This window comes from Novosphingobium kunmingense (genome assembly GCF_002813245.1).
In the GTDB taxonomy this organism is placed as follows: domain Bacteria; phylum Pseudomonadota; class Alphaproteobacteria; order Sphingomonadales; family Sphingomonadaceae; genus Novosphingobium; species Novosphingobium kunmingense.
Genome location: NZ_PHUF01000002.1, coordinates 517,153 through 540,853 on the forward strand (window position 1 = coordinate 517,153; position 23,701 = coordinate 540,853).

A 23,701-nucleotide genomic window follows, 5' to 3' on the forward strand; every position below is an offset into this window, starting at 1 on the left:
GGAATGGACGGTCGCGTCTCATCAGGCGCCAACCGACTCCGGCAAAAGCTGGTAGGCTGTCGAGGCAGCGGCCTCGGCATCGTCGCAATCGGCGAGGGCTGCGGTGAAGGCGGCCGGCGTGGGGAGGTCGAGCTGTCTCAGCAGCGTCACGGAAATAGCCGCTGTTCCCGAGACGCGGCGGTATCGCTGGTCTACCGCGGCGGTGTTTAGCAGCCGCACCGCCAACTCAAGATTGTCGGGATCGTGGCCCGTCAGGACGATGGTGTGGTTCTCGCTCACGAATCCACCCCATCTGGAAAGAACGGTCGGATCGACCATTGCGGCGACCAGCCGGCGCGGCTGCTTGTCGTTGGTGGTTCGCTGCATGACCGCGGCGGCACGGGTCACGATTGCGGAGCTGTCGCCAGGGAAGGTCACGAAGTCGGTCCCCGCGCCCTTTTTCCCCGCTGGCCTGCAGAGCTCGCCGGGCCGCACGTTCTTTGCCCATACCAACGGGTAGCCCCGCTGCCGCCGGCCGAGCTTCGGAACGAGCCGGGCCTTCTCTCGGTTCCACACGAAGTAGCCCGCCCGGGCGGTGACGCCGTAGTCGGCGAGGGTCGCCCCGCCGACGAGTTTCGGATCGATGGCGGGAAGCGGCCAGGCGTCGCCCGGCTCCGCGGGAAGCCGCTGCTCGACTAACGGTGCGCTTGAAGGCATCAGGCCGACTACTGGGAAGCGCACGGGCGCATCCGGATCGTGAACCTTTCCCTTGCGGGCGATCAGCACGCTTATGTCCTGCGCGACATCGATGAACACGCCGTCCCGGCCGGCGATCGAACCGACAGCGAGCACCTCGGCCTTTGAGCGGATGAAGGCACGCATGCGGTCGTAGAGCGGTCCCGCGCGGAAGCTGGACGGGATGACTAATGCCACGATGCCGCCAGGCTTTGCGTGTCGAAAGCAAAGCTCGGTGAACAGTGCGTATTTGTTGATGTGGCCGCTGTGTGCGACCTTACGCCAGGACTTGCCGCGCACCTCGTCGAGCGCGATGCGGCCATAGGGAGGGTTCGCTATCACTAGGCCGTACGAAGCCGGGATCGTCACGCGGAGCGCGTCGCCGGTGAGGACCACCTCGCGGGGCAGAGCCGAGCCGAGCCTCTCCGCGATGAGCCGGCTCGACAGTGTTGCGAGCCCCGCGTCGATCTCGATGCCATTGAGCCGGTATGCGACCTCCTCCGCGTTGAGTCCCGCGGTTGCCATGCGTCCCGCCAAGGTTGACAGGAAGGCGGCGCCGCCGGCGGCCGGGTCGAGTACCGTGTCGGTCCCAAGGTCGAACCCGGCCTCGATGGCGAGATCGACCACAGCATCGGCTACGGTCGGCGGAGTGAAGTAGGTAGCCTGTGAGCGGCGAACCTTCGTCGGAAGCATCAGCGTGTAAAGCGTCCCGATCCAGTAGTGGCGCTCGTCAGTGGGCAATGCGTGCAGCACACGGCGGAACGCGTCCTGCCGTGGATCGGCGCCGATGTCCGACAGCAGGTCGAGGCATAGGTCAGCCCGCGCCTGGGTTGTGGCCACATCCTTGACGAGGTTTCGCGCGGCCGCGCGCGCATGCGCGAGGAGCGCCGACTTCGTCCCCTTCTGACCCATATCCCCCGCTTCCCCTACGCTCACTATGCCGCGGTGGCTCGCAGTTATACGATAGTCTTCTCGTCTAGCAAAATCACTTAATGCGCTATTTTCTTCGATTTCGGACGAACTTCGGCGGGCACGGTGATTTCTTCGCTACCGTCGGCAGATCATCTATCGGTGTTGCTTCGTTCACAACGGCCACCCGCATCCCACAACCTCCTCGATAGATAAGGCAATCAACTCGGCGGAAACGCTCTTCAGTGGCCTCATCTCACCCCAAATAGCGGTTCTCACGATGCCACCTAAGCGCCTCGGGCGCTGGCGAGGCGAAGCCGGGACGAGGACTTCCGATTTCGGTGCCCTGCATCGCGTAGTAGTGGACGCCATTGTCGAAGTCCGCCTTCAACCGCTCGCTTACCGCGAATCGGTTCCGCTCGGTGACCGTGACGTAACCGAGGTCGAACAGGCGGTGGATGTCGGTGCGTAGCAGAAGGCCGTTGGAGATGTCGTGGTCGCCGCCATCGCGATAGGCGCGGATGTGCGCGGCATCGAGAATAGGAAGTGTCTTCTCGCCGGATACCGCGCAGCGGCGGCCGTAGCCATCCGTCACGGACAGGCGGAATGCTCCCTGGCCGAGCCGCTGCCGCATCGAAACCGGCTTTCCGTAGCGGTCACCCGAGACTGGCAGCGGCGCGGCAGGCGTTGCGGCGAGCCGCTCGCTGACCGCTTGCCAGAGGCGCAGGCCCTCGTCAGTGTCGGTGGAGTAGCCCTTGCCGACCACGATGTTGCGCGAGAAGCTGTCAGGCACCGGGATCCAGCGGTCCCTCGGCCAGAAGAAGGGTTCGGTCAGGATCCGGCATCCGATAACCGGGTCCTCGCGCTGCTCCAGGGGAGCGCTCTGGTGGCGCAGTTTGGCGATCGTCGCGCGCATGTCGGAAAGCGAATTGTTACCGTTCTTTCGGCCGAACGCGTCCCAGGCCAGCGATAGTGGCGCAAGCGAGGCGTGGCCAAACACCCCGCCGCCGGCGATTGCCGCGTCCGCGCCCTTGAGCTTGAACAGGAACATATCGCCCGGCTGCAGTGCCTTGAACTCGCCCGTCCCGGACGGCTGCCAGAAGTTGACTTCATCGGGCGCGATGCCCGCCAGAAAGTCGAACCACGGCTTGTAAGTGACGCCAAGGAAGATTTTGACCACAGCATGACTATGGCTGGTCTAAATTGCTTGGCAAGCTTCGTCGCTGCTCTAGAACTTCCAAGTCCTTCCTTCCCGATTGCGTTCCCACCCGCTAACTCGCTCGATCCGGGGAGATTGTATGACGAAGCTATGGAACATCGATGGGGACTCGCTCAGTCCGATGACGGCGGAGCGTCTTGACGCGGAGGATCGGCTCGAGCGTTGGCTTGAGGCCGACATATCGATCCTTGATCCATCGCTTCTCGTAATCGGCAGGCAGGTCGTGACGTCTCATCAGGGGCGCATCGATCTCATCGCGATCAACGCGGAAGGCTCGGTGACGGTGATCGAGCTCAAGCGTGATCGAACTCCCCGCGATATCGTCGCGCAGGTGCTTGACTATGCGAGCTGGGTCTCCGGCCTGGATACGCCTGCGGTTCATGTGATGGCGGATGAATACCTTCGACGAAGGGGAAGCGGCTTCGTCGAGGCGTTCCAGAGGAAGTTTGGGGGACCGCCGCCCGAGCCACTGAACGCCACCCATTCGATGGTCATTGTAGCGAGCGCCCTCGACCCGGCCTCGCAGCGTATCGTCGAGTATCTCGCCCGCGTCCATGACGTCGGCATCAACACGGCCTTCTTCACCGTATTCGGCGATGGCCGGGGCCAGTACCTCGCGGCTGATTGGCTGATGGACCAGGAGGAGGTGGTCGAGCGCACCGAGCGTAGGGCGAAGGCGCCTTGGTCAGGCCTTTGGTATGTCAACGTCGGGGAAGGCGAGTCACGCTGCTGGGAGGATATGCGGACATTGGGCTTCCTCGCCGCCGGCGGTGGCCGCACCTATTCCGGCGCTATGGACAAGTTGGAGCCCGGAGCACGCATCTACGCCTACCAGAAGGGTGCTGGCTATGTAGGTTTCGGCACGGTGACGGAAGCGGCGGTGATGGCCCGCGACGCAGTAATCGATGGTCGGCCGCTGTTCGATTACTCTTTGGCGCAGCCGAACATACGCCATCACTCGGAAGATCCCGAACTCGCCGAATACATCGTCCGCGTCGACTGGCAGATGCAGGTGCCACTGCCACAGGCGAAGACCTTCCCCGGCGTCTTTGCCAACCAAAACGTTGTGTGCCGCCTGCGCGATGCCGCCACCCTGGATTTCCTGGCTCGCGAGTTTGGTGCGCCCGAATGACGATGACCATCCCCGAGACTATAAGCGTGCGAGGATGCCAGTGACCGACCAGCGATACTACACGGATCGGGCATATGGACCGCGTCCGGCTGTGGTCGTGACCATCGACGAACGGGTGTGGGGTGGTCTGCTCGCACTGATCGAGACGCGCATCAGCGGCGGCGCCTTTGGTGCCCGCTTCCCCGAGCAATGCCCCGATGGTCAGGGGCCCTGCGGCTGTGACGAACAGGCGTTTTCACGCGTACTCCTCGCGGAGGTGCCGTGGATCGAGTGGCCGTTGCGCGCCGGAGAGGTTCCGGAAACCCCGGTGATCCTCGACTTGCTCGAATTCTGCGCGTCTGCGGTGGGCGAGCCGCTCGAAGGGTTTTTCCATCCCTTCTACCGACATTACCACCTGAGCTGGGATCGAGAGGCTGGGCTTGCCGCCTTCGTTGCGGACGTGAACCTGCTTTTCCGCAGAAATGCGGTCGCGTATCAACTAGACGACGTTGGGCAAGCAAGGCGGATATTGCCACAGCCGGTGGCGGAAACCCTCGGCTGGGCCATGTTCCAGACTGGGGAAGAAGAGACCGACCGCCTGCTGGAGGCGGCGCGCTCTCGCTTCATGTCGCCGAAGCCGGAGGACCGGAGGGATGCGCTCGAGAAGCTCTGGGACGCGTTCGAGCGGCTCAAGACACTCGAGGCCGGTGCGGACAAGAAGGCCCAAGCAAACGCGCTCCTAGACCGCTCCGCCGATCCCGGAACCGCCCTACGCGAGACGCTCGGGGAGGAAGCTGTCGCGTTAACGAAAATCGGTAACAGCTTCCGCATCCGCCATTCGGAGACCAGTCAGGAGCCGATCGGTCGATCCGAGCAGCTTGACTGGCTCTTCGTTCGCATGTTCGCATTCGTGCGTCTCGTGCTGAGGAGCTCAGGGCGCGGCGGCTGATAGGCGCTTGAGTGGATCTATTCTATCCGCCTGTTGTCCAGTTCGTCTGGGCGGACGATCCCTCCACTGATGTAGGAGCCACCGGTCAGCTTGCAGGGGCCAGAAGCAGTCGCTTCGTGACAACGGTCTCAACGGCGGCTTACCGTTTTCTAGGTTCCAAGTCCGGAAAGTCCGCAAGGTCCCGACATTCCCGCCGTTAGAGCAGAGGCGGCCGCTGGTTGGTGAAAAGGCATTGAACTCATCGAATTTGCTATTGTGCAGACGCCGTTTTCGCTATGTTCCAAGGAGAAGAGAGATGAATGCCATCATGACGAACTTCGACCTTGAGGGTGCCGAAGCGCACGTATCCCGCAAATGGGAAGGGCTGTCTGAAATCGATCAGGCGATCCGTGAGAACCGCCTGATGGAGTATCGGATCCAGAAGTCATGGGCGGACCCTTGGGGGAGAACGCTCACGATTCTTGGAGTCGTCGTGATCGTGGGCGTTTTCGCGTTCTTGGCCGGTGCGTCGTTCGGTCTCTGGTGATCTTCATTCGCCGATCACCACTCCTTCACGTCGTCGGCGGATTCAGCGCTTGCGCCTTGCGCGCCCTTGGTGACGGCATCGAGACGCCCTCTGGAACTGCCAATGCGCTGCCGACCAGCCCCCTGGACGCGCTGAACCTCGTCGTGAATTCCTTGGGGACTCACCGCCGGGATGTCTGACGGTGCGCCGCCGCCAATTGAAGCGCGTCCGCGTATTGACCCTGCACTGGTCACCGCAGTGCGCGATACCGGCTGGCCCGGAGCAAGGACAAGCCGGTCTTCGATACCATCACGAACCTGGTCAGCGTAGCTTTCGATAAATTTGGCTTGGAGCGCCTGCCCTTCGGGGCTGAGCTGGAAAGCAACGTCGTCGAAGCGGGCGTTACCATAGAAGTCTCGGTTTCGCTCAATCTCGGCCAGTCCCCATTCCCTGTATGCCTGGGACAGATTGAGGCTTGCCGCTGCACTGTTACCTTCGAAGAGTGAAGCCTGAGTTTCCAGTCGCTTCGCGAGCTCCTCGGTGCGCCGCGCCTCGCGGCTGTAGCTTTGGGCCTCGGTGAGTGATGCGTTCATGCCGCCAGCTGTGGTCGATACCGACGAACTGGAGGAGGTGCTGACCGAGCGAATGAACCCGTCGCGCGTGCTCGACCAGTTACGACTGTCAGACATCTGGGCAAGGCTTCCAAAAATCCGGGAACGGTCTTCGGATGCGATGCCGATGTCACTGTCGGTCCAGGTTCTGGTGCCGCCACCTTTGGCTCCTACGTTTGCGGAGAGAACTCCATTGGTAACCCCTGCGCTTGCGCCGGCTTCGCCACCCAGGAACCAGGCCGTGGAAATATCGTCTGCGGCGCGGCGTGAGAGAGCAAATTGGCGCTGTAGGCTGGTGGAAGCCTGGTCGACTTCGCTGAAGGCAGTCTGGATGCTGTCAGAGTTGGATGTACCGGTCGCACTTTCGAAAGCGCTTCCGCGGCTGAACTGGTTCCTCAACTCGCGGAACTTGGTGACGGCGCTGGCCGTCGATTCCGTGGCCACATTCGCGTAGGTCTCGCTGTTGGACCGCGCTTGCGAAGCCATGGTCGACAGCCGTGAGGTGAATTCCTGCCCGAGGCTCGGCGTGAAGGGATAGCTCGAGTTCGGGAGCTGGTCGTAGCTGGCTTCGGGAAAGCTTGTCGTCATCGAGCCGGTATCGCTGAATGTGCGGGTCTGCCCGGCACCATAGGTAAAACTTGGCGCGATCGTTCCTTGCGCGAACTGGCGCGTGAGCACTGTCGAATTCTCGAAGCTCGTGTTCCCGAGCGCGACGTTGCCCGTGCTGGCCTCGCGCGCGGCTTCCTCCGCCGCGTTTTGGCTGGGATTGAGGTAGCTCGTCGCGTTGTGCGAAATGGCCATCGCTCCCTTGGCGACCCCGCCCGCCAGGAAGGGCACCGAGGCAATGAGGTAGCCCGCAAGAATGCCGATATCGCTGTTGACGTCGGCCATCCCGGTGAAGCTCGCAAGGCTGAGGCCATTGGCCCCGGCAACCGCAGTCATATCGGCGGCGCCCTTGTACATCAGCATCATGTGCAGGATCACGAAGAGCGGACCCCACGCGGCGAGGTAGAAGAAGCCGGTGACATAGCCTTTCAATGCGACTGGCCCCGTTTTGGGCAGAAGGAATAGCGGGAAGAGCACGGGAAACAGGGCATAGAACAGGACGGTCAGAACGACGTTCAGGAGCGGCACCCACTTCATCGCATTGCTGGCGATCGAGCTGTAGGTCCGCTCGGTCTGGATATCGGCCCGTGTCTGGGCATAGACATCGACGTTGCCGGCCCCGCTGCCACCAGCCATCGAATGCATCGCCTGGCTCATCGCGTTGATGGTCAAGGTCTGTTTGAAGATTTCGGTTGCGCTGGCCGACACGCCGCTGAGATATTGATAGGCAACGGGAAGGTCGGCAAACAGCTTGGCCTTGGCGAGCGCCGCTGTCTGGTTTGGATAGAGCTGGCGGCCGAACACGGTCCCCATGCTATCGACCAGGCCCGCCCACCCGGCATTCAGAGCATCATAGGCCTCGCGGCAGGTGACGATGTTCGAGGTTACCTGGCCCGATGCCGCATCGTGGGTAAGGAATCGCTGTGCGCGGGCCTGGCTCCCCGGCGCGATCGTCGCCCAGATGTCGTTGGTCTCCGCGAGCTCCTTCATCGAATAGCGGCCGAGCAGCACGTCGTAGAAGATGCACTGCCGGAAATGCTCGTCCAGATTGGCGGCAAATTCGGGGTCAGAGATGCGCAGAGATCGCGTGGCATCATAGAGCCGGGCGCCGTAGATCATGCCGTTCTTAGAGTAGTTGAGATCGCCGGGCAGGCCGAACACGACCTCAGCGGAGCCTGTGAGGTAGTCGCCCACCTGGCTGGTGAAGCTGGCCATGAGCGCGAGGCCCAGGGGCACGTTGCTCACATTGGCCGGTGCAAGGCTCGGGTTCAGCCTGTCAGTCACATGGACGTCGAGACGCGGCACCATCAGGCAGGAGTAGATCAGGGTCGCGCCGAGGAACCAGTTGATCCAGGCGCGCCAGTCCTGATTGAACGCAAGTGTGAGTGCGGACAGGCCAAGGCCCATCACCATGACCACCTGGAGCAGGCTCTTGTAGCCGCCGTTTCCGGTCCAGGCCGCGACTGCCTGGAACACGTTCACCAGATAATCGCCGCCGCCGACCGTGAAAATTTCAACCATGTCTCATGTCCCGCTTGGGTGCGTACTCAGGTGCGATCAGTGGGTGAGGGCGCGGTTCTGCACTCCGCGCGACCAGTCGAGCGAGGCGGCCATGCCCGGCGACATCGAGGCCGCGAGCACGTTCTCGATGAATGCCGTCTTCTCGATGATCTGCATGATGGCGTTGACCTTGAGGTGCGTGTTGGCCTGACGATCAGCCAGGGCCTGGCGCACCACGTTGACCTGTCCCTGCCACATGGTGATCTTGGCCTCGTCGGCGCCGATGAAGCTCGACATCGAACGACCCGCTTCACCAACGATCCGGTCCAGGACGGCGAACAGCATGTCGACGCCGGCGATCTCGGCCAGCGTCTCGCGATCGTCGGTCGGCATACCGCGGCCATAGGCAGCCTGCACGGTCAGGATCTTGTAGAGCGGCACCGACGATACTTGCAGGAGTTCCTTCTGCGCCGCGGTGATTGCCGTGTCGTCGTGGATCGCCTGCACCATGCCGGCAATGAGCGCGGAGATACGGGGGCGGAGCGCTTTCGAAGCGGGGAGACTCAGCGACTTGAACCCCGGATCGAGGCACTTGTCGGGCTCGTCGCAGTGGAAGATCAGGACATTGCTGCCCGACGTCCCATCGAGGAGCGATGTCACCAGGGTCGAGGAGGATTCCCCTACGATCGGCACGAACTTGCCTGGCTCGTCATCCTTGGGCGGCACGTAGATGATCGTGCCCAGGAGCGTCATGGCGTATTCGGCGAGCTCCTGGTCGAACGTCCCGTTCGGCGAGAAGAACGCCGACTTCTTGAGGATGGTCCAGGTGTAGTTTCTCGCCACGCCCGTGTTCACGTCATCATATTTTCCAGCGCCCTGGGCGGTGGTGCTGGCGCGCTGTCCCTTGGTGCCGCAGCCATGCTTGGCGGCGGCATAGTCGGTGAAGATGCCTTCCGAATTGCCGATCGCCTCGCAGATCGCCTTGTCGGCAAGATCGCCTTTCGGCCAGACGCCGCCGACCAGCCCTTGGGCCAGTTCGCAGCTGTTGATGTTGAGGTTGTTCATGAGCTGAGCCTTCTGGCTGAACTCCTGCATGATCTTCGAGCATTCCGGGCAGACGGTGTCGATCGCAAGGCTGAAGGCGAAGCCGACCGCGTTGTTGGCGACCGCCTTGAGCATGGCGACGATCTCGCTCGCGTTGATGAAGCTGAAGGAGCCGGCGAAGATGTCGATGCCGCCGCAGCCTGCGCGGGCGCGAGGCAATTGCAGGTTGGCGATGTTGGTCGTCTTCTGCGGGAAGCGCGTCCAGATATTGCCGAGGCTGTAATAGCCCGCCGACTGCCCCTGGAATGCGGTCGGGCCGTTCACATTCGCCGCGCCCCCGACATCATTGAGGAACGAATCCATCGAACTCCCCACATCGGCAGAGACGCTGGTGAGGGGGAGGGCTGCCGCGAGGATCGCGGCGAGCAGCGCTGTCTTTGGGCGTCTCATCCTAGTAGTCACGTCCGGCTTCCTTCGATGTGAGGAGGTAGATGCGGTCCTGAAGTTCGTCGGCGGACATCACGCCGTAGCCGATCGGGATCGCCTGGCCGTTGGCGGCATCCCACAGCACGACGGCCGGAGTAATCTTGGGCTCAAGCCCCATGCGGGTCCGCTGGTTGGTCTCGACGGTGTAGCTCGGGAAATGCCGCGATGGACCGCCATCGGTCGAGATCGCGCGCACTGTGATGTGCCAGGTCGAAGCGACGCTCTGCACGATTGGCGACATGACCTCGCAGGCGCCACAGGTCTGGGCAAAGAAGTAGAACAGCCCGAAGCGCTCGGAGAGGTGCGCCATGACGGCATTGCGCTCCGCTCCGCGCGCATCCTGCCACTGGCGCTTGCCGAGCGTCGAAACCGGCCTCTGCAGCGTATAGTCGAGGTCGGGATCCTGCCAGATGGCGCGCTGCCAGACATCGCTGAAGAGCGATGCCCGGTCGAGTTGCTCGCGCTGGAAACGGATGTAGGCTGTCACGTTGGCCGGCGTCGGCTCCATGATCGCCCTGGCCTTGAGTTCGCGAAGCTCGGCCGTGACCGCGTCGAGCTGGCTTGTCGCGCTCACGGCCGGGGCCTGAACTGTCTTGTCGCGCTCAGGTGGCTTCGGTCTGGCGCAGTAGAACCAGTATCCGAGCCGGCGCTCCGCGCAGTAGAAGCTGTCCTGTCTGTCATCGGTCGTGACAAGCGGCGGCTCTTCGGCTCCCGCCGGGGCGGTAATGAACTGACTGGAGGCGGTGAGGGCGAGGCAGGCGGCCAGAAGCCGCTGGCTCGCCTTACTGGCGTGCACGGGCATAATAGTCCTCGATCTTCTGCTGGATTTCTTGGGTTGCCTGCAGTTCGTCAGGCAGACGGGCGGCATCGGTGAACTCGGCGTAGACTTCGCTGAAGTCCATTTTCGAGAGATCGAGCCGGGCGAACTCGTCGACGGTGAAGCCGAGGCACTGTTCGGTCTTGGGCTTGCCCCAAGGCTTGCCCAGCTGCTGGCGACCCTGCTCCTGGAGTATCCGCGAGAGCTTGGATTCAAAGCAGCAGTAGACCTTCCGCTTGGTCAGGCACACGCCGAGGAAGGAGGACGAGCAGTAGGTTCCGACGTAGGCGCACAGGCCTTGCGCGTCCTTCTGGTGGAGCAGCATCTCCTCGCGACTGCAACCGAGCGCCACGAGCAGCTGGATGCCCGGAATGAGCGGGAATCCCTTGCCCTTGCAGCAGTTCAGGATGCCGAAGACCTTGGATGAGCAACTCTCGCGCGTTCCCTTGAACAGGGTGAGATTATCCGGGTCGAATTCGCGGCGCGCCTGATTCATCGCGTTCAAGGCGACGGCCGCATCCTTGAACTCGTCGTTGGCTTCGCGCTGGATCGTCTCGCACGACCCGTCGATGCAGTAGACATCGCCATCGCAGATGAACTGATTGGTGCTCGCAGGCTGATCCGGGACCGGACAATCATAGACCCGCTCCCAGGTCCGGCAGGGCTCGTCTGTCAGGCAGTCTTCGCGGACCAGATTGCAGCCCGGCGTGGTCTCGAGCGTCTGGCAATCCTGTGCCTGCGTGAACTTCGCGCAGGTGTAGCTGCGCGACCAGGCCCAGCACGGCTGGGTGACGGCGACGCCGTCGACTATCCGGGTGACCGGATCGCTGTCGGAGCAGGTCTCGGTCTCCTGCTGGCAGGTGCTGTCGGCCGCCAGAGCTGCGCACGGACTTTCATCACGGGTCGTCGTGGCGACATTTTCGCCGGTCACCGTATACGGCGTCGCGCCATCGACCGGCGCCGTGCAGCTCATTTCGTTGACATAAAATCTCGGAAAGCAGCCGAACATCGGATCGCAGATGTCGACCGGCCATGACTGGACGACCTTGCACTGCGGCGCCGGATAGTGGCTGCAATCGTAGATATTGGCGGGATCGCCCGTGCCGGGGATGCAGTAATAGCCATAGACCTGCCGCTGCTCGACCTTGGCGGTGAGCGTGACTGGGCAATTCCTGGTTTCCTGGGTCGCGGTATAGCCGGTGTTGCAGGTTGCCATGTAGCGACCAGCAGTGCCGGTTCCCGGCGGCAAGGGCACGCAGCGGCCCTGCGTGCCGCCGATGCCCATGCCGCTGGTATAGGAGAGCGGGTCTTCGCCAATGACCTTGCTGCGCGCGATCGTGGCATCGAGATCCTGCGGCGCGAAACGTGCGCGCCGGTCCATGGAATCGCGCATGGTCCGATAGCCCGTGCTTGACGAAGCCTGGCTGGCCGCTTCCCGGCTCATCCGGTCAGGATCGTCGAAATAGCCCGACTGGCTCGGCACACCGCCGAAATTGGGAATGCGGCTCGCATCAGGATTTATGGTTGCTGCGCCCTGCGCCGCTGCGGCCTTGTCACGGCCGAAGGCCTTGCCGTCCGCCTTTGCCGCATCGGTCGTGGTCTGGGCATGAAGCGGCCCGGCCGATGTCAGGCTGATAGAGGTGAGGCAGGCAAGGACGAGAACAAGCCGTTTCATGGGCCATAACCTTTTCACTGAGGCGCCCTTTCAAGGCGGGCAAGGTGCTGGGTGGCGAGCAGCGCTCCGGGGCCGCCGCCGCGCGCGAAGGTTTCCAACGCGTACCCTGCGGTCACATTGCCGATCATGCGGTCGTGCGGAGGGAGCGGGCCGACGCAGTCAAAGCCGTCGCACAGGTCAAAGTCGCTGCTGGTGACGACATAGGCAGGGACGGCCTCGATCCCGAAAGCGCGGAACAGCCGCGGATCGATCCCCACGCCGTCAAGTTGCTCGCCCGGCTTCGCGACCTTCGCCAGTGCAGCCGTCAGAGCCTTGGCGCTGTTTTGCGGCAGCCCGCGAAACACCACCACGCCGCCAGCGCGGGCCACATCGTCGATCATCGCGCGAAGTGCGGCAGGAGGCATCGAAGTGCTGGCAAAGGCGATGAACCGAGGCGCCTGGCCCATGCCTTCGCTCGTCATCGTGCCGACATCCGCGAGTATCTTGTCGAAATCGAACGTGCTGTCGGGGCTGGCTGGCCTTCTGACTTTCGCGGCTTCACTGACATAGCGCTTGCCATGGGCCTCAGCACTTGCAGCGCTCGCCTTGGCTTCGTTTGCCAGCTTTTCTGCGCGCGCTCGCGCGCTTGCGGCAAGGGCATCGGCCTCGCCAGCCTGGCTGGCCGCCCGTGCACGGATGGCCTCGAGGTCGAGATCTGAGCTGGCGGTCTGGGCCGTTGCGCCCGCGAAGGCGGCAGCGCTTGCAAAGCACGCGATTACAGCAAGATGGGGAAATGTTTTCATAGCGCGCAACAGTTCCGCTTGCGCCAGACCAGATAGCCCATGTCCTCGCCGATGGCGGGATAGACCTGACCTGCCGACATGAAGGTGGTGGAAGCGCCAATGGGTGCGCAGGCATAGCGGCCCTTGGTCTGCGGATTGGGATTGGTGGCCTGGAAGCGGTATTGCTGTTTGCGCATCACCGGCATCAGGTACTTGCCGCAAAGCCCCTTGCTGCCCATCGTGCCCCAGGACACCAGTTCGCGGTGGAGCTTGTACGAGAAGCGGGCGAGCGCCAGACGCGAGGCCTGAACGTGGCCGATCGTCGCCGAAACATTGCCGTTCAGCGGATACATCGTCCCCTGGCAGCCGGCGCACCAGAACAGTTCGTCCGTCGGCAGCTTGGCGGTGGCCGCAACGCAATCGGCAGCGCAGACCGCCAGCGCCAGCGGATTGGCAAAGAGCACGGCCTCGGGATTGATGATCGCGGTGAGTTCGCTGTCCTGCCACAGCGGATCGATCTCGGTGATGTAGAGGATATCGATCGAACCGGACTCAAGGCACAGGAAATCCGCGACGATCTCCATCCAGTAGATCAGCGGATAGGCGTACCAGTGGACGTGCCACTGCGAGTTGTACTGGGTCGCGCCGCCAACCGCCGAGGGGCCTGCCATCGACTTGAAGCCGATGTCGAAGCCCGGATCGAGTTTCATCCCGCCAAGATTGACGAAGCACCACGGCTTCATGCTCACGTCGGCGAGCCTGACCGGCTCCCAGAATCCCATGGCGATGCCGGGCCTGAGGCCACAGAGACATACCGGGAGCGCAGGGTTGCTCGTGTCCGGTCGACTCGAAGGCCAGATCTTCAGGCCCCCGATCGAGATAGGAAACAGGCACGACCAGCAGATGTCGGTGATCGGGTTGACGAACTTGCCCGTGCAGCGACCAGGCCCGGCCGAAGCCTGGGCAGGAGTGCTCGCCATCATGCTCACGCTGGCGAGCAACAATGCGCTGCAAAGCCATGCAAAGAAGCTTCTTTTCGTCTTCATGATGGTGACCGCTCCTGCGGCTTGATGGGCGCCTCGGTGATGATGAGGACGCGGCCCTGCTGCTCGACCGTTGCGGGCACGGCGCGAATGCCGAAGTGCTTCACGAGGGTCCCGCCCTGGTCGAAATAGAAGCGGCGCTGGCGGGCCTTCATGAGTTCCAGTGGCGCGCCGCGCACCAGGATGAGTTTTGCGCGTGCCGGACCAAAGCGCAGAGCCGCCCAGGCGAGCTGGGCCGGGTCATCGCCGTCGAGAAAGACAAGGGGACTCCGCAGCGGAACGGTGTCGAGCGGGTTGACCCTCGTGCCAGCGGCGATGATGATCCGGCCCTTGTCGTCGGCAAGGTCACGCTCGACCGTGATCGTTGGATCGAAGCGCCAGCTGCGTGTTTCAGAGGCCGATGTGATGCCGGCAACGGGCACGGGCCGGTTGACCCGCGCGATCGTCCGGCGCTTCAGTTCCTCATTCAAACGCGCGGTTTCACCGGTGGCTTCGAGATGCTGGAGCCGTGCATGGATCTGCTGAAGCAGATCCGGCTCAATCACGGGCCAGACCGTACCCTGCTGGCCGTAGTCGCGCGCCGCAGCGGGCGCCGCGCTTACCACGCAGCCAAGGAAGAACGCGATGAGGAGTGGGGGCCCCTTCACAGGATCGGCCTCCCCACACCGAGGATGCGCTGGCGGCAGATCCAGCCAATGGCGGCATAACGGCTGTCGAAGCCGTCCTTGTGTTCGGTCGTCACGAAGTAGCAGCCCTTGGGAACTGGTCCGGTTGGCCCGAGCGCCAGCGCTTCGCCGAGGCGGCTCTTGAGCTTTGCCTTGGCGACCAGCCGGCCATTGACGAAGAAGGCGCGGTCCTTCTCGGTCACGATGTCACCCGGCACGCCGCTGACACGCTTGCCGAAGGGCTTCGGCTCCTTGCCGAAATGCTTCTCGAGCAAGGGCGAGGCCGGCGGATCGAACAGGATGATGTCGCCCCGAGCGGGGACAGAATCCCGGTCGAGCCAGATGGCCCAATAGGGCAGGCTCGGGCTCGCGTTGATCATCAGCGCATGGCTCTGCCCGAAGGCAGCAAGTGACGAGAGCGCCAGCGCCCCGGCGCCAAGCCCACCCCACAGCGCCAAGCGCCGCGATGCGGGTGATCGGGACAGGATGTCAGCGGCGCGCATCGGGAATGGCTCTCATTCGCCGCACGACATCGGCGCGTACAGCCTCGGTGAGGTCCGGCGTGCTGCCGGCCACTACGGCCTCGGCGACGAGAACCGTGCGGCCATCGCGGGACAGTCGCTGGACCGATGCTTCGACGGCTTGAAGGTATGCCTGCACCCGCTGCTTGGTTTCTTCGGACGGCCGTCCGGCGCGGGCTTCGGCTTCGATGAATTCGCCCATGATCCGGCTCAGCTGAACCGTCACGACCTCGCGCTTCTGGAGGTCGAGGAGTTCGTGCGTGGCCCAGACGCCCCAGAGCGTCGAGGCCAGCATGCTGGCGCCAAGTGCGATGGCGGTGAGATTGAGACCGGCGAGGCGCTTGGATATAGTCGATGTTGCCATAATGTACTTCACGGCTTTTCCTCCCGGAGTCCTTCGGCCACCTCATTGAGGAAGCGCGGCATGCGCCAGATCGCCATCAGCGTGGCGAGACCTACAGCTGCAAACTTGAGCTCTTCGACGAAGCTGGCCTGCCGAACGGGGTCGGCGAACAGAAAGCGGTCGGCCAGATTGGCGATTTGCGCGAACAACAAATCCACGCGGCCGCCAGAGATCATCAGGAAGAACAGCAGCGGCAGGCCGAGCGTCATCAGATAGGTCGAGCCAAGAAAACTGCCCGCCTTCACAAGAATGTAGCAGATGTCAGCCGCGTGCTGGCGCCAGGTTTTACCGGGCGGAAGATCGAGGTCTTCGTCCAGACGGGCATCCTGTGCCCGGTCGAAGGGCGTGACGACATGAAGAGGCATGAAAACGGGAATCCTTGATTGAGGGTGAAATTCAGGTGCGATTGGAGAAAGCGATCCGCTCGATCGCGTCGGCGAGCTGATGGCCACGGGCGATCTCGGCATCGATCGCGGCAAAGGTCTGGGGTGAGCTTGAAAACAGCGTCGCCGAGTAATCATCGAGCACGAGCCGGCCGATGGCCTCGGTCTCCGGGCCTTTGATGAAGACCTCCGAATAGTCGTTGCCCGAGCGCTTCAGGCTGCGGATCAAGGTCTCGGTGCGGTCGTCCATATCGAGACGCTTGGAGGCCTTGAAATCTGCGATCGTCTCGGGCTTCTGCTGGAGGATCAGCATCCAGTCGCTGTTCTCGAGCGCGGCCGTGGCGCCATCGGACTTGTAGTAGTCGTTGAGCGACTGGGTCGCAGTCGCGAGCGCACCGCCATATTTGCGGCAGGTGCGGGCATAGGTTTCGACGAACTCGCCCATCGAGCCGCCCTTCAGCATTGACCAGGCCTCGTCGATCAGCAGCAGCTTTCTGACCGAGCGCGAACTGCGGGTCATCGCCTGGCTGGTCATGAACATGATGGCGGACAGGACAACGGCGCGCAGTTCCTCGCGGCTCGCAAGGTCCGACATCTCGAACACCGTGAAATCGGCATCGAGATCGAGACTCGCCTGGCCTTCGAAGAAGGCGCCGTAGGTGCCCCCGGCCATGTATGGTGCGAGAGCCGTGGCGAGATCGCCGGCAGCCTCGTTCCCGAGCGCCGCCAGCGAGTCACCCACAGCGGTGATGCTCGCATTGGCGCCGTGCTCATTCCAGACGGTGTTGACCGCCCGGTCGATGAGACCGCGCTCGGTATCCGTGAGCTTCGCACTGTGCCGCGCCATCTGGCCGACGATCGCCTTGATCATGCCGAAGCAGTCGAGACGATAGTCGTCGTCTTCTTGCGCCCGCGCCACATCGATCATCGAGAACGGATTGAGGCAGAAGCCTGCCTTCATCGTGAACTCGACAAATCGCCCGCCCTGAAGCTTGACCGAATGCTCGAAGCTGCGTCCATCGTCGATGACCACGACCTGCGCCCCGGCTCCGCGCAGGGCCGCGCACATCTCCTGAAGCAGCACCGACTTGCCCGAACCTGACTTGCCGCAGATCGCGACATTGTGGTTGCCCGCTTCGTTCTCGAACGGCGACCAGAAGAAAGGCTGGCCGCGGCGCCCGACGAACAGCAGGTGCGGGTGGGTGCCGCCCAGATATTCGCCCTGCATCGGGGCGATGTTGGCGGCCGTCGTCGACAGCACGGTCTTGAAGCGTTTGAGGCGCTCCATGTCTGCGCCGAGACCATCGGCCAATGTCAGCGGCATGGCGGCAAGCAGACCTTGCACCTGAAGATAACGCTCGTCGGCAAGGTCCCAGCCTGCCGCCTTGTAGATCGACTTGATCGCCCGCTCGTGCCGGTCGCCATGGCCCAGCGGCGAGAAAGTCGTGAGACCGTAGAAGACCCGGACGAGCCGGCGGCCTTCCTGGAGTTCGGACTGAACGTGCTGCCATTCGGTAGCCTGCTCACCGATGCGCGGCAGGAAGCGGGCGCTGCGCGTGCCGGCAAGGCTTGTCGTGCGCATGAACTTGAAGCCCGCTTTCGCCGCAGCGGCTTCCTGGTCGGGATAGACGAGACAGAGCATGGTCGCGGCGGGACAGGGAAAACGCAGCTTGTCGGTGAAGAGATCGCCGATCAGCCGCGCGCACTCCCACGGCGCCCAGCGCTGCGGCATGTTCCGTGATGCAAAATGCCTGACGTCGAAGGCATCAGGATAGACGATGCCAATCTCGGGAACGCCGTCATTGATCTTGCCGGTCGCACGGAAACGCTCGGTCCTGAGCTGCATCCGATCTTCGTGCACGATGAGTTCAATGTCGTGACGGATGGCCTGCACGGCGATCGGATCGTTGGGATTATAGGGAACCGCATCGTCCTGCGGTGCGGTCGTCGGCGACGTCAGATCGTCGATCACGCCGATAAGTTCCTGCGGCCCCACTTCGGCAACGCCGAGGTTCAAGGACTTGAGCATCGCAATCAGGCCGTCACGGGTCTGTTTGAGCTCTTCGTTGCTGGTTGCCTTGGAAGCGGGAACGCCGACCGACATGATCACCTGATGGTGGCGGGCATGGAAGGGTGCGTCCGCCGACCCCGACTGCCAGACGAGCCCGTAAAGCCGCTTTGCCCGGTGCCGGGCAATCGCCTCATAGACGCCGGCCTGAACATAACGCGGCGCGAACCAGGGGGCGACGATCCGGCTGATGCGGGGGCTGGCGAGGTGCAGAACCTGAAGGCAAGCGCCCGCCGGAAGCCCTTCGGAGAAGAACTGCCCGAGGATTTCGCCGGTCCGTTCGTCGGCTCCGATCAGCGGCGTCACCGAGAGGATGAAGCCCTTCGACCGCGCGTTGAAATAGAGCCGGCTTTGCGGGTCGTAGACGCGGTAGGGCAGCCAGTCCGACAGCATGTCCAGCATGAGGTGCGGCCGCTCCTTCTCGGCATGTTCGGCATCGCCAAGCAGGCCAGAGAGCACGCGGTCGATAATCGACTTCAGTTTCTCGGCCATCACTTGTGATCCTTGATGGGTGTGGCGGGTTCGGTGGTCTTGCCTGCTGAGCGCTTGGCGATCGCCGCCTGAATGGCCTCGATGCTCGGGAACTTGGGCGATGCAGCCTGCCCAAGAGGCCGAGGGGTCCGATCATGCGGGGGAGAAGGCATGTCGAACCCCTCGACCGCCGGTGCCTTCGCACCGGCTACGGCCTCGCGCGCCGTGGAGGGGAGGGCCAGCGGCGAGGCAACGGCGGAATCTGGGCTAGGCGGGGCGGCAAGCGAGAATGGCGAGGCCTGGGGTAGGGGATCGGGTGCTTCGAGCGGCGCCGCATCGCCCTGTGCTGCGTCCGCGTTCGGCGCGGGCTCTTCGCTCGCCGCGCCAGCCTTCTGCTGGGCCGTTTTGAGCTGGCGCCGCAACTGACGCATGAGGGGCGGAGCGGTTTCCTCGCCCGCCTTGCGCCGCAGTTCTGCGGCCCAGCGCGGATTTTCGATAACAGTCCAGGCGACGGCTTCATCGTGAAGTGTGCCCGCCTCATCGACATGCGCCGGGAACACGATCTTGAGGGTGCGTTCGGCCGTGCGTGTGGTGTCACCGCCTGCAACCCCGGCGCGGACGCGGGCAATGTCATGCGGCGCGGCGCCATCCTCGACCACAGCGGTGGCACGCGCATCGATCACATGCGAAGGCGCGCAGTCGCCCTTGGGCGCGCGGCAGGTGAAGTCCCCTTCGACATTGGTGCCGAAGGTGGCGCAGCCGCTGACCAGGGCCGCAAGGCACGCACAGGCGAGAAGGCGCATGGGTTTAGCCATGGGTTTTGTCCTTTGTGATCGAACGAGTGGGAGCGCCGCTCAGGAATGCCCGGAGCGCAGCCGCAGGGCGGAAACCTTCGAGGACGGCGCCGTCGGATGGGCGGACGATGACCGGGGTGCCGCCAAAGCCGTGGGCCTTGGCAAAGGCTTCGTTGGCATCGAGCCCGCTCGTGTCGCAGGGCTTGGGGTTGGCGAGTGCCAGCCCCGAGTAGGCCATGTGCAGCGCGACTTCGGGCCGGGCCGAGCAGATCACGCGCTCGGCATCCTTGCGGCTTTCCGCGCCGAAGATCGAAATCGGCCTTTCCTCGACCCGTGCGCCAATCGCCTTCAGCTCGGCTTCGAGCTTCTTGCAGTAGCCGCAGTGGAAGTCGGAGAAGACTACCACTCTGGGGCCGGCCGCCGGTCCCCAGCCAATCGCGCCGTTGGCAGGCAACCCGGCCAGCGAAACCCGCGTCGGCACGCTTGCGCGCTGGGGGGGAGGCGCATCCTCGTCGCTTGGGCGCCGGGCGGCGCCTGCGGCGAGCAGGTCGGGATTGAGCGCCAGCAACCGGGCCGCCGTAAGGTCCTGGCGCGCCTCCATGTCATAGACCCGTCCGATGACGAGATACTTGGCCGCCCGATCGACATAGAAGAGCGTCGACTTCGAAGCGACTTCGCACAGGCCGCCAAGGTCCTTGCAGTTGATCGCGTCGATCGGCGTCTTGGGCAGGCGCAGCTTGAGCGCTGCTCGCACCTTCGCGGTATCGGGGCCGCTTGCCGTCGAGGCGAGACTGGCCACGCCCCAGCCGGTGGCGGCGGACAAGGTAACAAGGGCGACAATGCCCGCAGCCGGGCGGAGCCAGCGGCGAGTTGGCGGATCAAGGCTCTCAATCATCGGGAATTCCTCACGTAAACGCCGTCCAGAAAGACGATTTCGACATCGATGCCGGTCGGCATCTCGACGACGGGCTGGTATTGTTCAGCGCGCTCGATCAGATATTTGCTGACCGTATCGGCCGCGTCCGCCGCACCTTGGCCGAGTCCGCCGCCAACGATGTCGCCGACGGAAAGTTTGGCGCGACTGCCGTCGGGATTGGTGGTGACGCCCGAAAAGACGCTGTTCGAGTTGGCGGAAAAGCCCCGGCCGAACCCGCCGATGATCCCGGCGAGGAGCGCCTGGCTGACGAGGCTGCCCTCGCGGCTGACGACACGGCCGCGCACGCCGGACTTGCCGGCAAAGCTGATGAAGCCCTTGACCTCGGAGACGGCCACACGTCCGCCCGGCTGGTCGCAGGTCATGCGGGCAAGCTTCACGTAGACCTTCTCCGAAGAGAGATCACCGCGCGCCGCGCCATTGACCACACAGCCCTGGATCCGGGTCGTGAGCACCTTGCCGTTCTGCAGGACCGAGCGAGCCGGTCCCGTAATCCTGAGAACGACAGGCAAAGGATCCGTCTGGCTGGCAACACCAGCCGAAGCATCGACCCCGACAATCACCCGCGCCCGCGCATAAGAGTTGGGCGGCAGATAGTCGGGCGAGTCTTCGACCACGACCGGAGGAGCATCGGGCCTTGCCGCCTTCAAGCCGCCTGTATTTGCCTTATCCGAGGTAAAGCTCATTAGCTTCACCTCGCCGGGGGCAGGAACCATCGCCTCTCCGCCAACCGATGTGCCGGCGCCGGCCTGTGGCGGCGTCGCCGTGCGGCCTCGCGCGTCATAACCTCCTGCCTGCGAGCCATAGGCCGGTGCAGGCGGCGCCGCAGCCGGGGCCGCGGGCTGGGCGGCAAGCCGGGACTTGAGGTCGGCATTCTCTGCCGAGATCGCATCGATCGCCGCCTGGCCATCGACCCGCATCGCCTGGTTCTCTGCTTTGAGGGCAGCAAGTTGGGCTTCGACTTCGGTGCGCGGGGCCGCCGCGTCCTTGAGAGCCTTTTGCTCACGCGTCACTGCGTCGAGACGGTTGCCATAGGTGGCGACAAATTCGCGCTGCGACAGATCGCGGTTGACGAGGCCTGCCGTGTCGATGGTCTGCGCCGCGTTGGGATCGCTGGGCTTCGCCGTGTCGTCACCGCCCAGGATGAACCAGCTGCCGCCGACCAGAGCAATCGCGCCGATGGTGCCAAGAAGGAGCCTCTGCCGCCGTGCAGTTCGGGCGTTGAGACCGGTCACTTCCGATGGCGACGCAGGTTCGGCCTGCAGAGGCACCGGATGGGTTTGGGTGTCAGTCATGGCTGCTCTCCCCATTCGCGCCGACCACGAAGGCCGTCGTGCTGGTGCCGGGTTCGAGCACCGGATTGGCGATCGAAACTGCGAGGGTGTCCTTGGGGGCGAGATCGCTCGCGCTGAGGGTCAGGCTCTTGCCGCCGCGGTTGGTGACGCGGATGACCTTCCCGGCGAGGCTGGCGCCGCGATAGTCCGCGACGAGCTGGATCTCGAGATTGCCGACCCGCGCCGGCAGGGCCGACGATTGCCGTACTTCGAAGCCTTTGATCGTCCGGTCATTGGCCATGGCCTGGACCAGGCGCACCGCACTCGTGGAGAGCGGCGTTTCGCTTTCCCAGCGCGCGGCATCGCTCTTCGCGATCGCGGGGTTCGTGATGAAAACCTGCGCCGCAGGGATGCTCTCGATGCGGCAGGCGATCTTGTAGACGAACCCCTTCTTGGTCGTGGCAAAGAAGCTGATTGACCTCGCCGCGTAGGTCTCTGGGACCGACACATAAATGTCGCCGCGCAGCGGTTCATTGGTGACCGCGAAATCATTGTACGGCGTGCCCGTAGAGATCTTCGAGACGCTGGCGAACTGGTCATCGACCAAAGCGAACCGGGTCAGTTCACGGGCCGAGACCTCGCAGTCGATGCCGGCGCCGTCGGCAGCCTGCTTGAACTGATCGGCAAATGCCGGCTCGGCGATGAAGGTCGCCAGGGGCATGAGGCCAAGCAGTGCGGCTCTTGCCCAGCTGCGGGATCGGTAAGCCATCACTGGGGCTCCTTGAATTTGTCTTGCGGGGGGAGCTGGACGAAGCCCGAGAGTGCGAGGCGCAGCCCCCGGTAGGTCCAGCTGAAGCGGAAGCGGCGCTCGTCGCTGGCGATGACCTGCGCGCCCACGAAGGTCTTGAGCGTGCCGGTTACGTCGGACGTCAGTCCCTTCGGATCGACGGTCATCGAGCGGATGACGAAGGCCTGGGTGACGTCCGAGCCGCGCTGTTCCTCGACGATGCGAACCAGGTCGGCCTTGAGGCGTCCGTAGCTGCCAGGATCGGCGAGCTTCAGGATCTCGTTCATCCAGTAGTCGAGACCTTCGGGGCTTCGGTTCAGGAGAATGAGCGCGGCGTCACGGGTAACGAGTTCGAGATAGTCGGCCTGAACGCCGGCGCTGGTCACGGTCAGCTGTTTGGGCAGCGTCGGCAGCAGGACGACCTCGCGATCACGGGTCGCGGCGAGGCTTGTCGCTACGACGAGGGCTAACCCAAGCCCTGCGCTCGTGAGCGCCAGGAGGTTACGTTGGCGCAGCAGCGACTGCTGACGCTCGTGCGAAATGTCGGCAAACATGGGTTTCTCCCCTCAACCTGCAAGCAGGCGGCAGTGGGAAGGCGGCGTCGCTTTCAGGCCCAGAAATCCGGCCGGCAGATACCAATATGCGGCATGGGCTACCCAGGAGCTGGCGCGTCCTGCTTTTGCCTTTCGCAGCGCGAACCAGGCGCCGAAGGCGACAAGGATGCCGATGAAGATATGCTGGCTGAGGATCCCCCAGGTGAAGGGGACAATCATTCCGGCGAACTCGTCGATGGTCCAGAAGCCGATAAGCTCCGGGTCGTCGAGCCGCCGGGGAATGATGTATGGGTCCGCCATGACGACGCGCCTTCCCGTGCCCGTCCGTCAGATGACCGCGGTCACGACCGAGGTGACGATCGGGACACCCGTGCCGACGCCGATGCCGACGCCCACCGGAACCGCGACCTGCCCGAGCGAGAAGCGACCCGAGGCAAGGCCGATGAGGCCGCCGGCGAGGCTCATCACGGTGATGATCTTGCCACCCGACCCTTCGAGAAAGTCGGTAAACTTGGTCAGTGCCGGGGTGAAGGTCGTGTCCGCGCCGGCATAGGCGGCGCTCGCGGCCAGCGCGGCGATGGCGACGGGTATGGCGAGATTGACGGCCTTGCCAAGGCCGTTGGTGTGCATGCGCCGGGGGAGGGTGAGAGACTGCATGTGAAGCTCCGCTTGGAGGGGTGAACACAGCGCCATTCGTTCGCTGTGCTTTCTTCATGCGTCTAGGAAATCCATGTAGGAAATAGTCGGCGATGCAATTCCCATCTAGCCGGACTGATATGGACAGATTTTGGGTCGACCGTCGGAGCTAACGACCGGAAATGACGGTATTCTGTGGGTGGCTTGCTGGGAGAATCGGGCGATTGCGTCGGAGTATTCCGGCTGCCTCGCCTCTCGTTG

General features: G+C 63.7%; 23 protein-coding genes. 3 read left to right on the plus strand and 20 right to left on the minus strand.

The genetic code is table 11. The features are described from left to right. Window positions 1-21: 21 nt before the first annotated feature. On the minus strand, window positions 22-1,626 hold the full coding sequence (locus B0I00_RS02535) for an N-6 DNA methylase (protein WP_100865767.1): 1,605 nt from the start codon (window positions 1,624-1,626) through the stop codon (window positions 22-24). 253 nt (window positions 1,627-1,879) lie between these two features. Then, window positions 1,880-2,803 carry an HNH endonuclease gene (locus B0I00_RS02540; RefSeq protein ID WP_100865768.1) on the minus strand — a complete coding sequence of 308 codons (924 nt, stop codon included), beginning with the start codon at window positions 2,801-2,803 and terminating at the stop codon, window positions 1,880-1,882. Window positions 2,804-2,921: 118 nt separating this feature from the next. Between B0I00_RS02540 and B0I00_RS02545 the strand changes: the two genes are divergently transcribed. The 3 genes from B0I00_RS02545 to B0I00_RS02555 all read left to right on the plus strand — a co-directional run bounded on the left by B0I00_RS02545 (window position 2,922) and on the right by B0I00_RS02555 (window position 5,428). Beyond that, a complete protein-coding gene (locus tag B0I00_RS02545) occupies window positions 2,922-3,974 on the plus strand; it encodes a PDDEXK family nuclease (RefSeq protein ID WP_100865769.1) in 1,053 nt (350 codons plus the stop codon). A gap of 97 nt (window positions 3,975-4,071) precedes the next feature. Then, the gene (locus B0I00_RS02550; RefSeq protein ID WP_198519126.1) at window positions 4,072-4,902 is read left to right on the plus strand and encodes a hypothetical protein; all 831 of its coding nucleotides are present in this window, start codon (window positions 4,072-4,074) and stop codon (window positions 4,900-4,902) included. A gap of 295 nt (window positions 4,903-5,197) precedes the next feature. Then, the gene (locus B0I00_RS02555; RefSeq protein WP_100865770.1) at window positions 5,198-5,428 is read left to right on the plus strand and encodes a hypothetical protein; all 231 of its coding nucleotides are present in this window, start codon (window positions 5,198-5,200) and stop codon (window positions 5,426-5,428) included. 14 nt (window positions 5,429-5,442) lie between these two features. On the opposite strand, the gene B0I00_RS02560 is transcribed toward B0I00_RS02555, so the two are convergent. Genes B0I00_RS02560 through B0I00_RS02645 form a run of 18 tightly spaced genes read right to left on the minus strand, consistent with a single transcriptional unit; the run spans window position 5,443 to window position 23,461 of the window. After that, window positions 5,443-8,145: a conjugal transfer protein TraG N-terminal domain-containing protein gene (locus B0I00_RS02560; RefSeq protein ID WP_100865771.1), complete on the minus strand. Its 2,703-nt coding sequence runs from the start codon at window positions 8,143-8,145 to the stop codon at window positions 5,443-5,445. A gap of 36 nt (window positions 8,146-8,181) precedes the next feature. Next, window positions 8,182-9,618, minus strand: coding sequence for a conjugal transfer protein TraH (locus B0I00_RS02565; protein ID WP_100865772.1), 1,437 nt, complete (start codon window positions 9,616-9,618; stop codon window positions 8,182-8,184). 1 nt (window position 9,619) lies between these two features. Continuing rightward, the gene (locus B0I00_RS02570) at window positions 9,620-10,456 is read right to left on the minus strand and encodes a conjugal transfer protein TraF (RefSeq protein ID WP_100865773.1); all 837 of its coding nucleotides are present in this window, start codon (window positions 10,454-10,456) and stop codon (window positions 9,620-9,622) included. Further along, window positions 10,437-12,146: a conjugal transfer protein TraN gene (locus tag B0I00_RS02575; RefSeq protein ID WP_100865774.1), complete on the minus strand. Its 1,710-nt coding sequence runs from the start codon at window positions 12,144-12,146 to the stop codon at window positions 10,437-10,439. The genes B0I00_RS02570 and B0I00_RS02575 overlap by 20 nt, the downstream gene beginning before the upstream one ends. Window positions 12,147-12,160: 14 nt before the next feature. Beyond that, a complete protein-coding gene (gene trbC / locus B0I00_RS02580; RefSeq protein WP_100865775.1) occupies window positions 12,161-12,928 on the minus strand; it encodes a type-F conjugative transfer system pilin assembly protein TrbC in 768 nt (255 codons plus the stop codon). Further along, window positions 12,925-13,890: a conjugal transfer pilus assembly protein TraU gene (gene traU / locus B0I00_RS02585; RefSeq protein WP_232730133.1), complete on the minus strand. Its 966-nt coding sequence runs from the start codon at window positions 13,888-13,890 to the stop codon at window positions 12,925-12,927. Before traU ends, trbC begins: the two co-directional genes overlap by 4 nt. A gap of 59 nt (window positions 13,891-13,949) precedes the next feature. Then, a complete protein-coding gene (traW, locus tag B0I00_RS02590) occupies window positions 13,950-14,597 on the minus strand; it encodes a type-F conjugative transfer system protein TraW (RefSeq protein ID WP_408635193.1) in 648 nt (215 codons plus the stop codon). Further along, window positions 14,594-15,118, minus strand: a complete 525-nt coding sequence (locus B0I00_RS02595) for a S26 family signal peptidase (protein WP_100865777.1) — start codon at window positions 15,116-15,118, stop codon at window positions 14,594-14,596. The genes traW and B0I00_RS02595 overlap by 4 nt, the downstream gene beginning before the upstream one ends. Next, a complete protein-coding gene (locus B0I00_RS02600) occupies window positions 15,105-15,512 on the minus strand; it encodes a TrbI F-type domain-containing protein (RefSeq protein ID WP_100865778.1) in 408 nt (135 codons plus the stop codon). The genes B0I00_RS02595 and B0I00_RS02600 overlap by 14 nt, the downstream gene beginning before the upstream one ends. Beyond that, window positions 15,509-15,904: a hypothetical protein gene (locus B0I00_RS02605; RefSeq protein ID WP_100865779.1), complete on the minus strand. Its 396-nt coding sequence runs from the start codon at window positions 15,902-15,904 to the stop codon at window positions 15,509-15,511. The genes B0I00_RS02600 and B0I00_RS02605 overlap by 4 nt, the downstream gene beginning before the upstream one ends. 31 nt (window positions 15,905-15,935) lie before the next feature. After that, the gene (gene traC / locus B0I00_RS02610; protein ID WP_100865780.1) at window positions 15,936-18,482 is read right to left on the minus strand and encodes a type IV secretion system protein TraC; all 2,547 of its coding nucleotides are present in this window, start codon (window positions 18,480-18,482) and stop codon (window positions 15,936-15,938) included. Further along, the gene (locus tag B0I00_RS02615) at window positions 18,482-19,276 is read right to left on the minus strand and encodes a conjugal transfer protein TraV (RefSeq protein ID WP_100865781.1); all 795 of its coding nucleotides are present in this window, start codon (window positions 19,274-19,276) and stop codon (window positions 18,482-18,484) included. Before B0I00_RS02615 ends, traC begins: the two co-directional genes overlap by 1 nt. Next, window positions 19,269-20,150, minus strand: coding sequence for a DsbC family protein (locus B0I00_RS02620; RefSeq protein WP_100865782.1), 882 nt, complete (start codon window positions 20,148-20,150; stop codon window positions 19,269-19,271). The genes B0I00_RS02615 and B0I00_RS02620 overlap by 8 nt, the downstream gene beginning before the upstream one ends. Next, a complete protein-coding gene (locus B0I00_RS02625; protein WP_100865783.1) occupies window positions 20,147-21,484 on the minus strand; it encodes a TrbI/VirB10 family protein in 1,338 nt (445 codons plus the stop codon). The genes B0I00_RS02620 and B0I00_RS02625 overlap by 4 nt, the downstream gene beginning before the upstream one ends. Further along, window positions 21,477-22,232, minus strand: coding sequence for a type-F conjugative transfer system secretin TraK (locus B0I00_RS02630; RefSeq protein WP_100865784.1), 756 nt, complete (start codon window positions 22,230-22,232; stop codon window positions 21,477-21,479). Before B0I00_RS02630 ends, B0I00_RS02625 begins: the two co-directional genes overlap by 8 nt. After that, entirely contained in the window at window positions 22,232-22,804 is a 573-nt protein-coding gene (locus B0I00_RS02635; protein ID WP_100865785.1) for a type IV conjugative transfer system protein TraE, read from the minus strand. The genes B0I00_RS02630 and B0I00_RS02635 overlap by 1 nt, the downstream gene beginning before the upstream one ends. Before the next feature lie 12 nt (window positions 22,805-22,816). Further along, on the minus strand, window positions 22,817-23,104 hold the full coding sequence (gene traL, locus B0I00_RS02640; protein ID WP_100865786.1) for a type IV conjugative transfer system protein TraL: 288 nt from the start codon (window positions 23,102-23,104) through the stop codon (window positions 22,817-22,819). Between the two features lie 27 nt (window positions 23,105-23,131). Continuing rightward, window positions 23,132-23,461: a hypothetical protein gene (locus B0I00_RS02645; RefSeq protein WP_100865787.1), complete on the minus strand. Its 330-nt coding sequence runs from the start codon at window positions 23,459-23,461 to the stop codon at window positions 23,132-23,134. Between the last annotated feature and the right edge of the window lie 240 nt (window positions 23,462-23,701).

Bases quoted from the DNA above. Each gene is read 5' to 3' on its own strand.
- B0I00_RS02535 (WP_100865767.1), bottom strand. From the start codon at position 1,626: ATGGGTCAGAAGGGGACGAAGTCGGCGCTCCTCGCGCATGCGCGCGCG.
- B0I00_RS02545 (WP_100865769.1), top strand. From the start codon at position 2,922: ATGACGAAGCTATGGAACATCGATGGGGACTCGCTCAGTCCGATGACG.
- B0I00_RS02555 (WP_100865770.1), top strand. From the start codon at position 5,198: ATGAATGCCATCATGACGAACTTCGACCTTGAGGGTGCCGAAGCGCAC.
- B0I00_RS02560 (WP_100865771.1), bottom strand. From the start codon at position 8,145: ATGGTTGAAATTTTCACGGTCGGCGGCGGCGATTATCTGGTGAACGTG.
- B0I00_RS02565 (WP_100865772.1), bottom strand. From the start codon at position 9,618: ATGAGACGCCCAAAGACAGCGCTGCTCGCCGCGATCCTCGCGGCAGCC.
- B0I00_RS02570 (WP_100865773.1), bottom strand. From the start codon at position 10,456: ATGCCCGTGCACGCCAGTAAGGCGAGCCAGCGGCTTCTGGCCGCCTGC.
- B0I00_RS02575 (WP_100865774.1), bottom strand. From the start codon at position 12,146: ATGAAACGGCTTGTTCTCGTCCTTGCCTGCCTCACCTCTATCAGCCTG.
- trbC (WP_100865775.1), bottom strand. From the start codon at position 12,928: ATGAAAACATTTCCCCATCTTGCTGTAATCGCGTGCTTTGCAAGCGCT.
- traU (WP_232730133.1), bottom strand. From the start codon at position 13,890: ATGATGGCGAGCACTCCTGCCCAGGCTTCGGCCGGGCCTGGTCGCTGC.
- B0I00_RS02595 (WP_100865777.1), bottom strand. From the start codon at position 15,118: ATGCGCGCCGCTGACATCCTGTCCCGATCACCCGCATCGCGGCGCTTG.
- B0I00_RS02605 (WP_100865779.1), bottom strand. From the start codon at position 15,904: ATGCCTCTTCATGTCGTCACGCCCTTCGACCGGGCACAGGATGCCCGT.
- traC (WP_100865780.1), bottom strand. From the start codon at position 18,482: ATGGCCGAGAAACTGAAGTCGATTATCGACCGCGTGCTCTCTGGCCTG.
- B0I00_RS02615 (WP_100865781.1), bottom strand. From the start codon at position 19,276: ATGGCTAAACCCATGCGCCTTCTCGCCTGTGCGTGCCTTGCGGCCCTG.
- B0I00_RS02620 (WP_100865782.1), bottom strand. From the start codon at position 20,150: ATGATTGAGAGCCTTGATCCGCCAACTCGCCGCTGGCTCCGCCCGGCT.
- B0I00_RS02625 (WP_100865783.1), bottom strand. From the start codon at position 21,484: ATGACTGACACCCAAACCCATCCGGTGCCTCTGCAGGCCGAACCTGCG.
- B0I00_RS02630 (WP_100865784.1), bottom strand. From the start codon at position 22,232: ATGGCTTACCGATCCCGCAGCTGGGCAAGAGCCGCACTGCTTGGCCTC.
- B0I00_RS02635 (WP_100865785.1), bottom strand. From the start codon at position 22,804: ATGTTTGCCGACATTTCGCACGAGCGTCAGCAGTCGCTGCTGCGCCAA.
- traL (WP_100865786.1), bottom strand. From the start codon at position 23,104: ATGGCGGACCCATACATCATTCCCCGGCGGCTCGACGACCCGGAGCTT.
- B0I00_RS02645 (WP_100865787.1), bottom strand. From the start codon at position 23,461: ATGCAGTCTCTCACCCTCCCCCGGCGCATGCACACCAACGGCCTTGGC.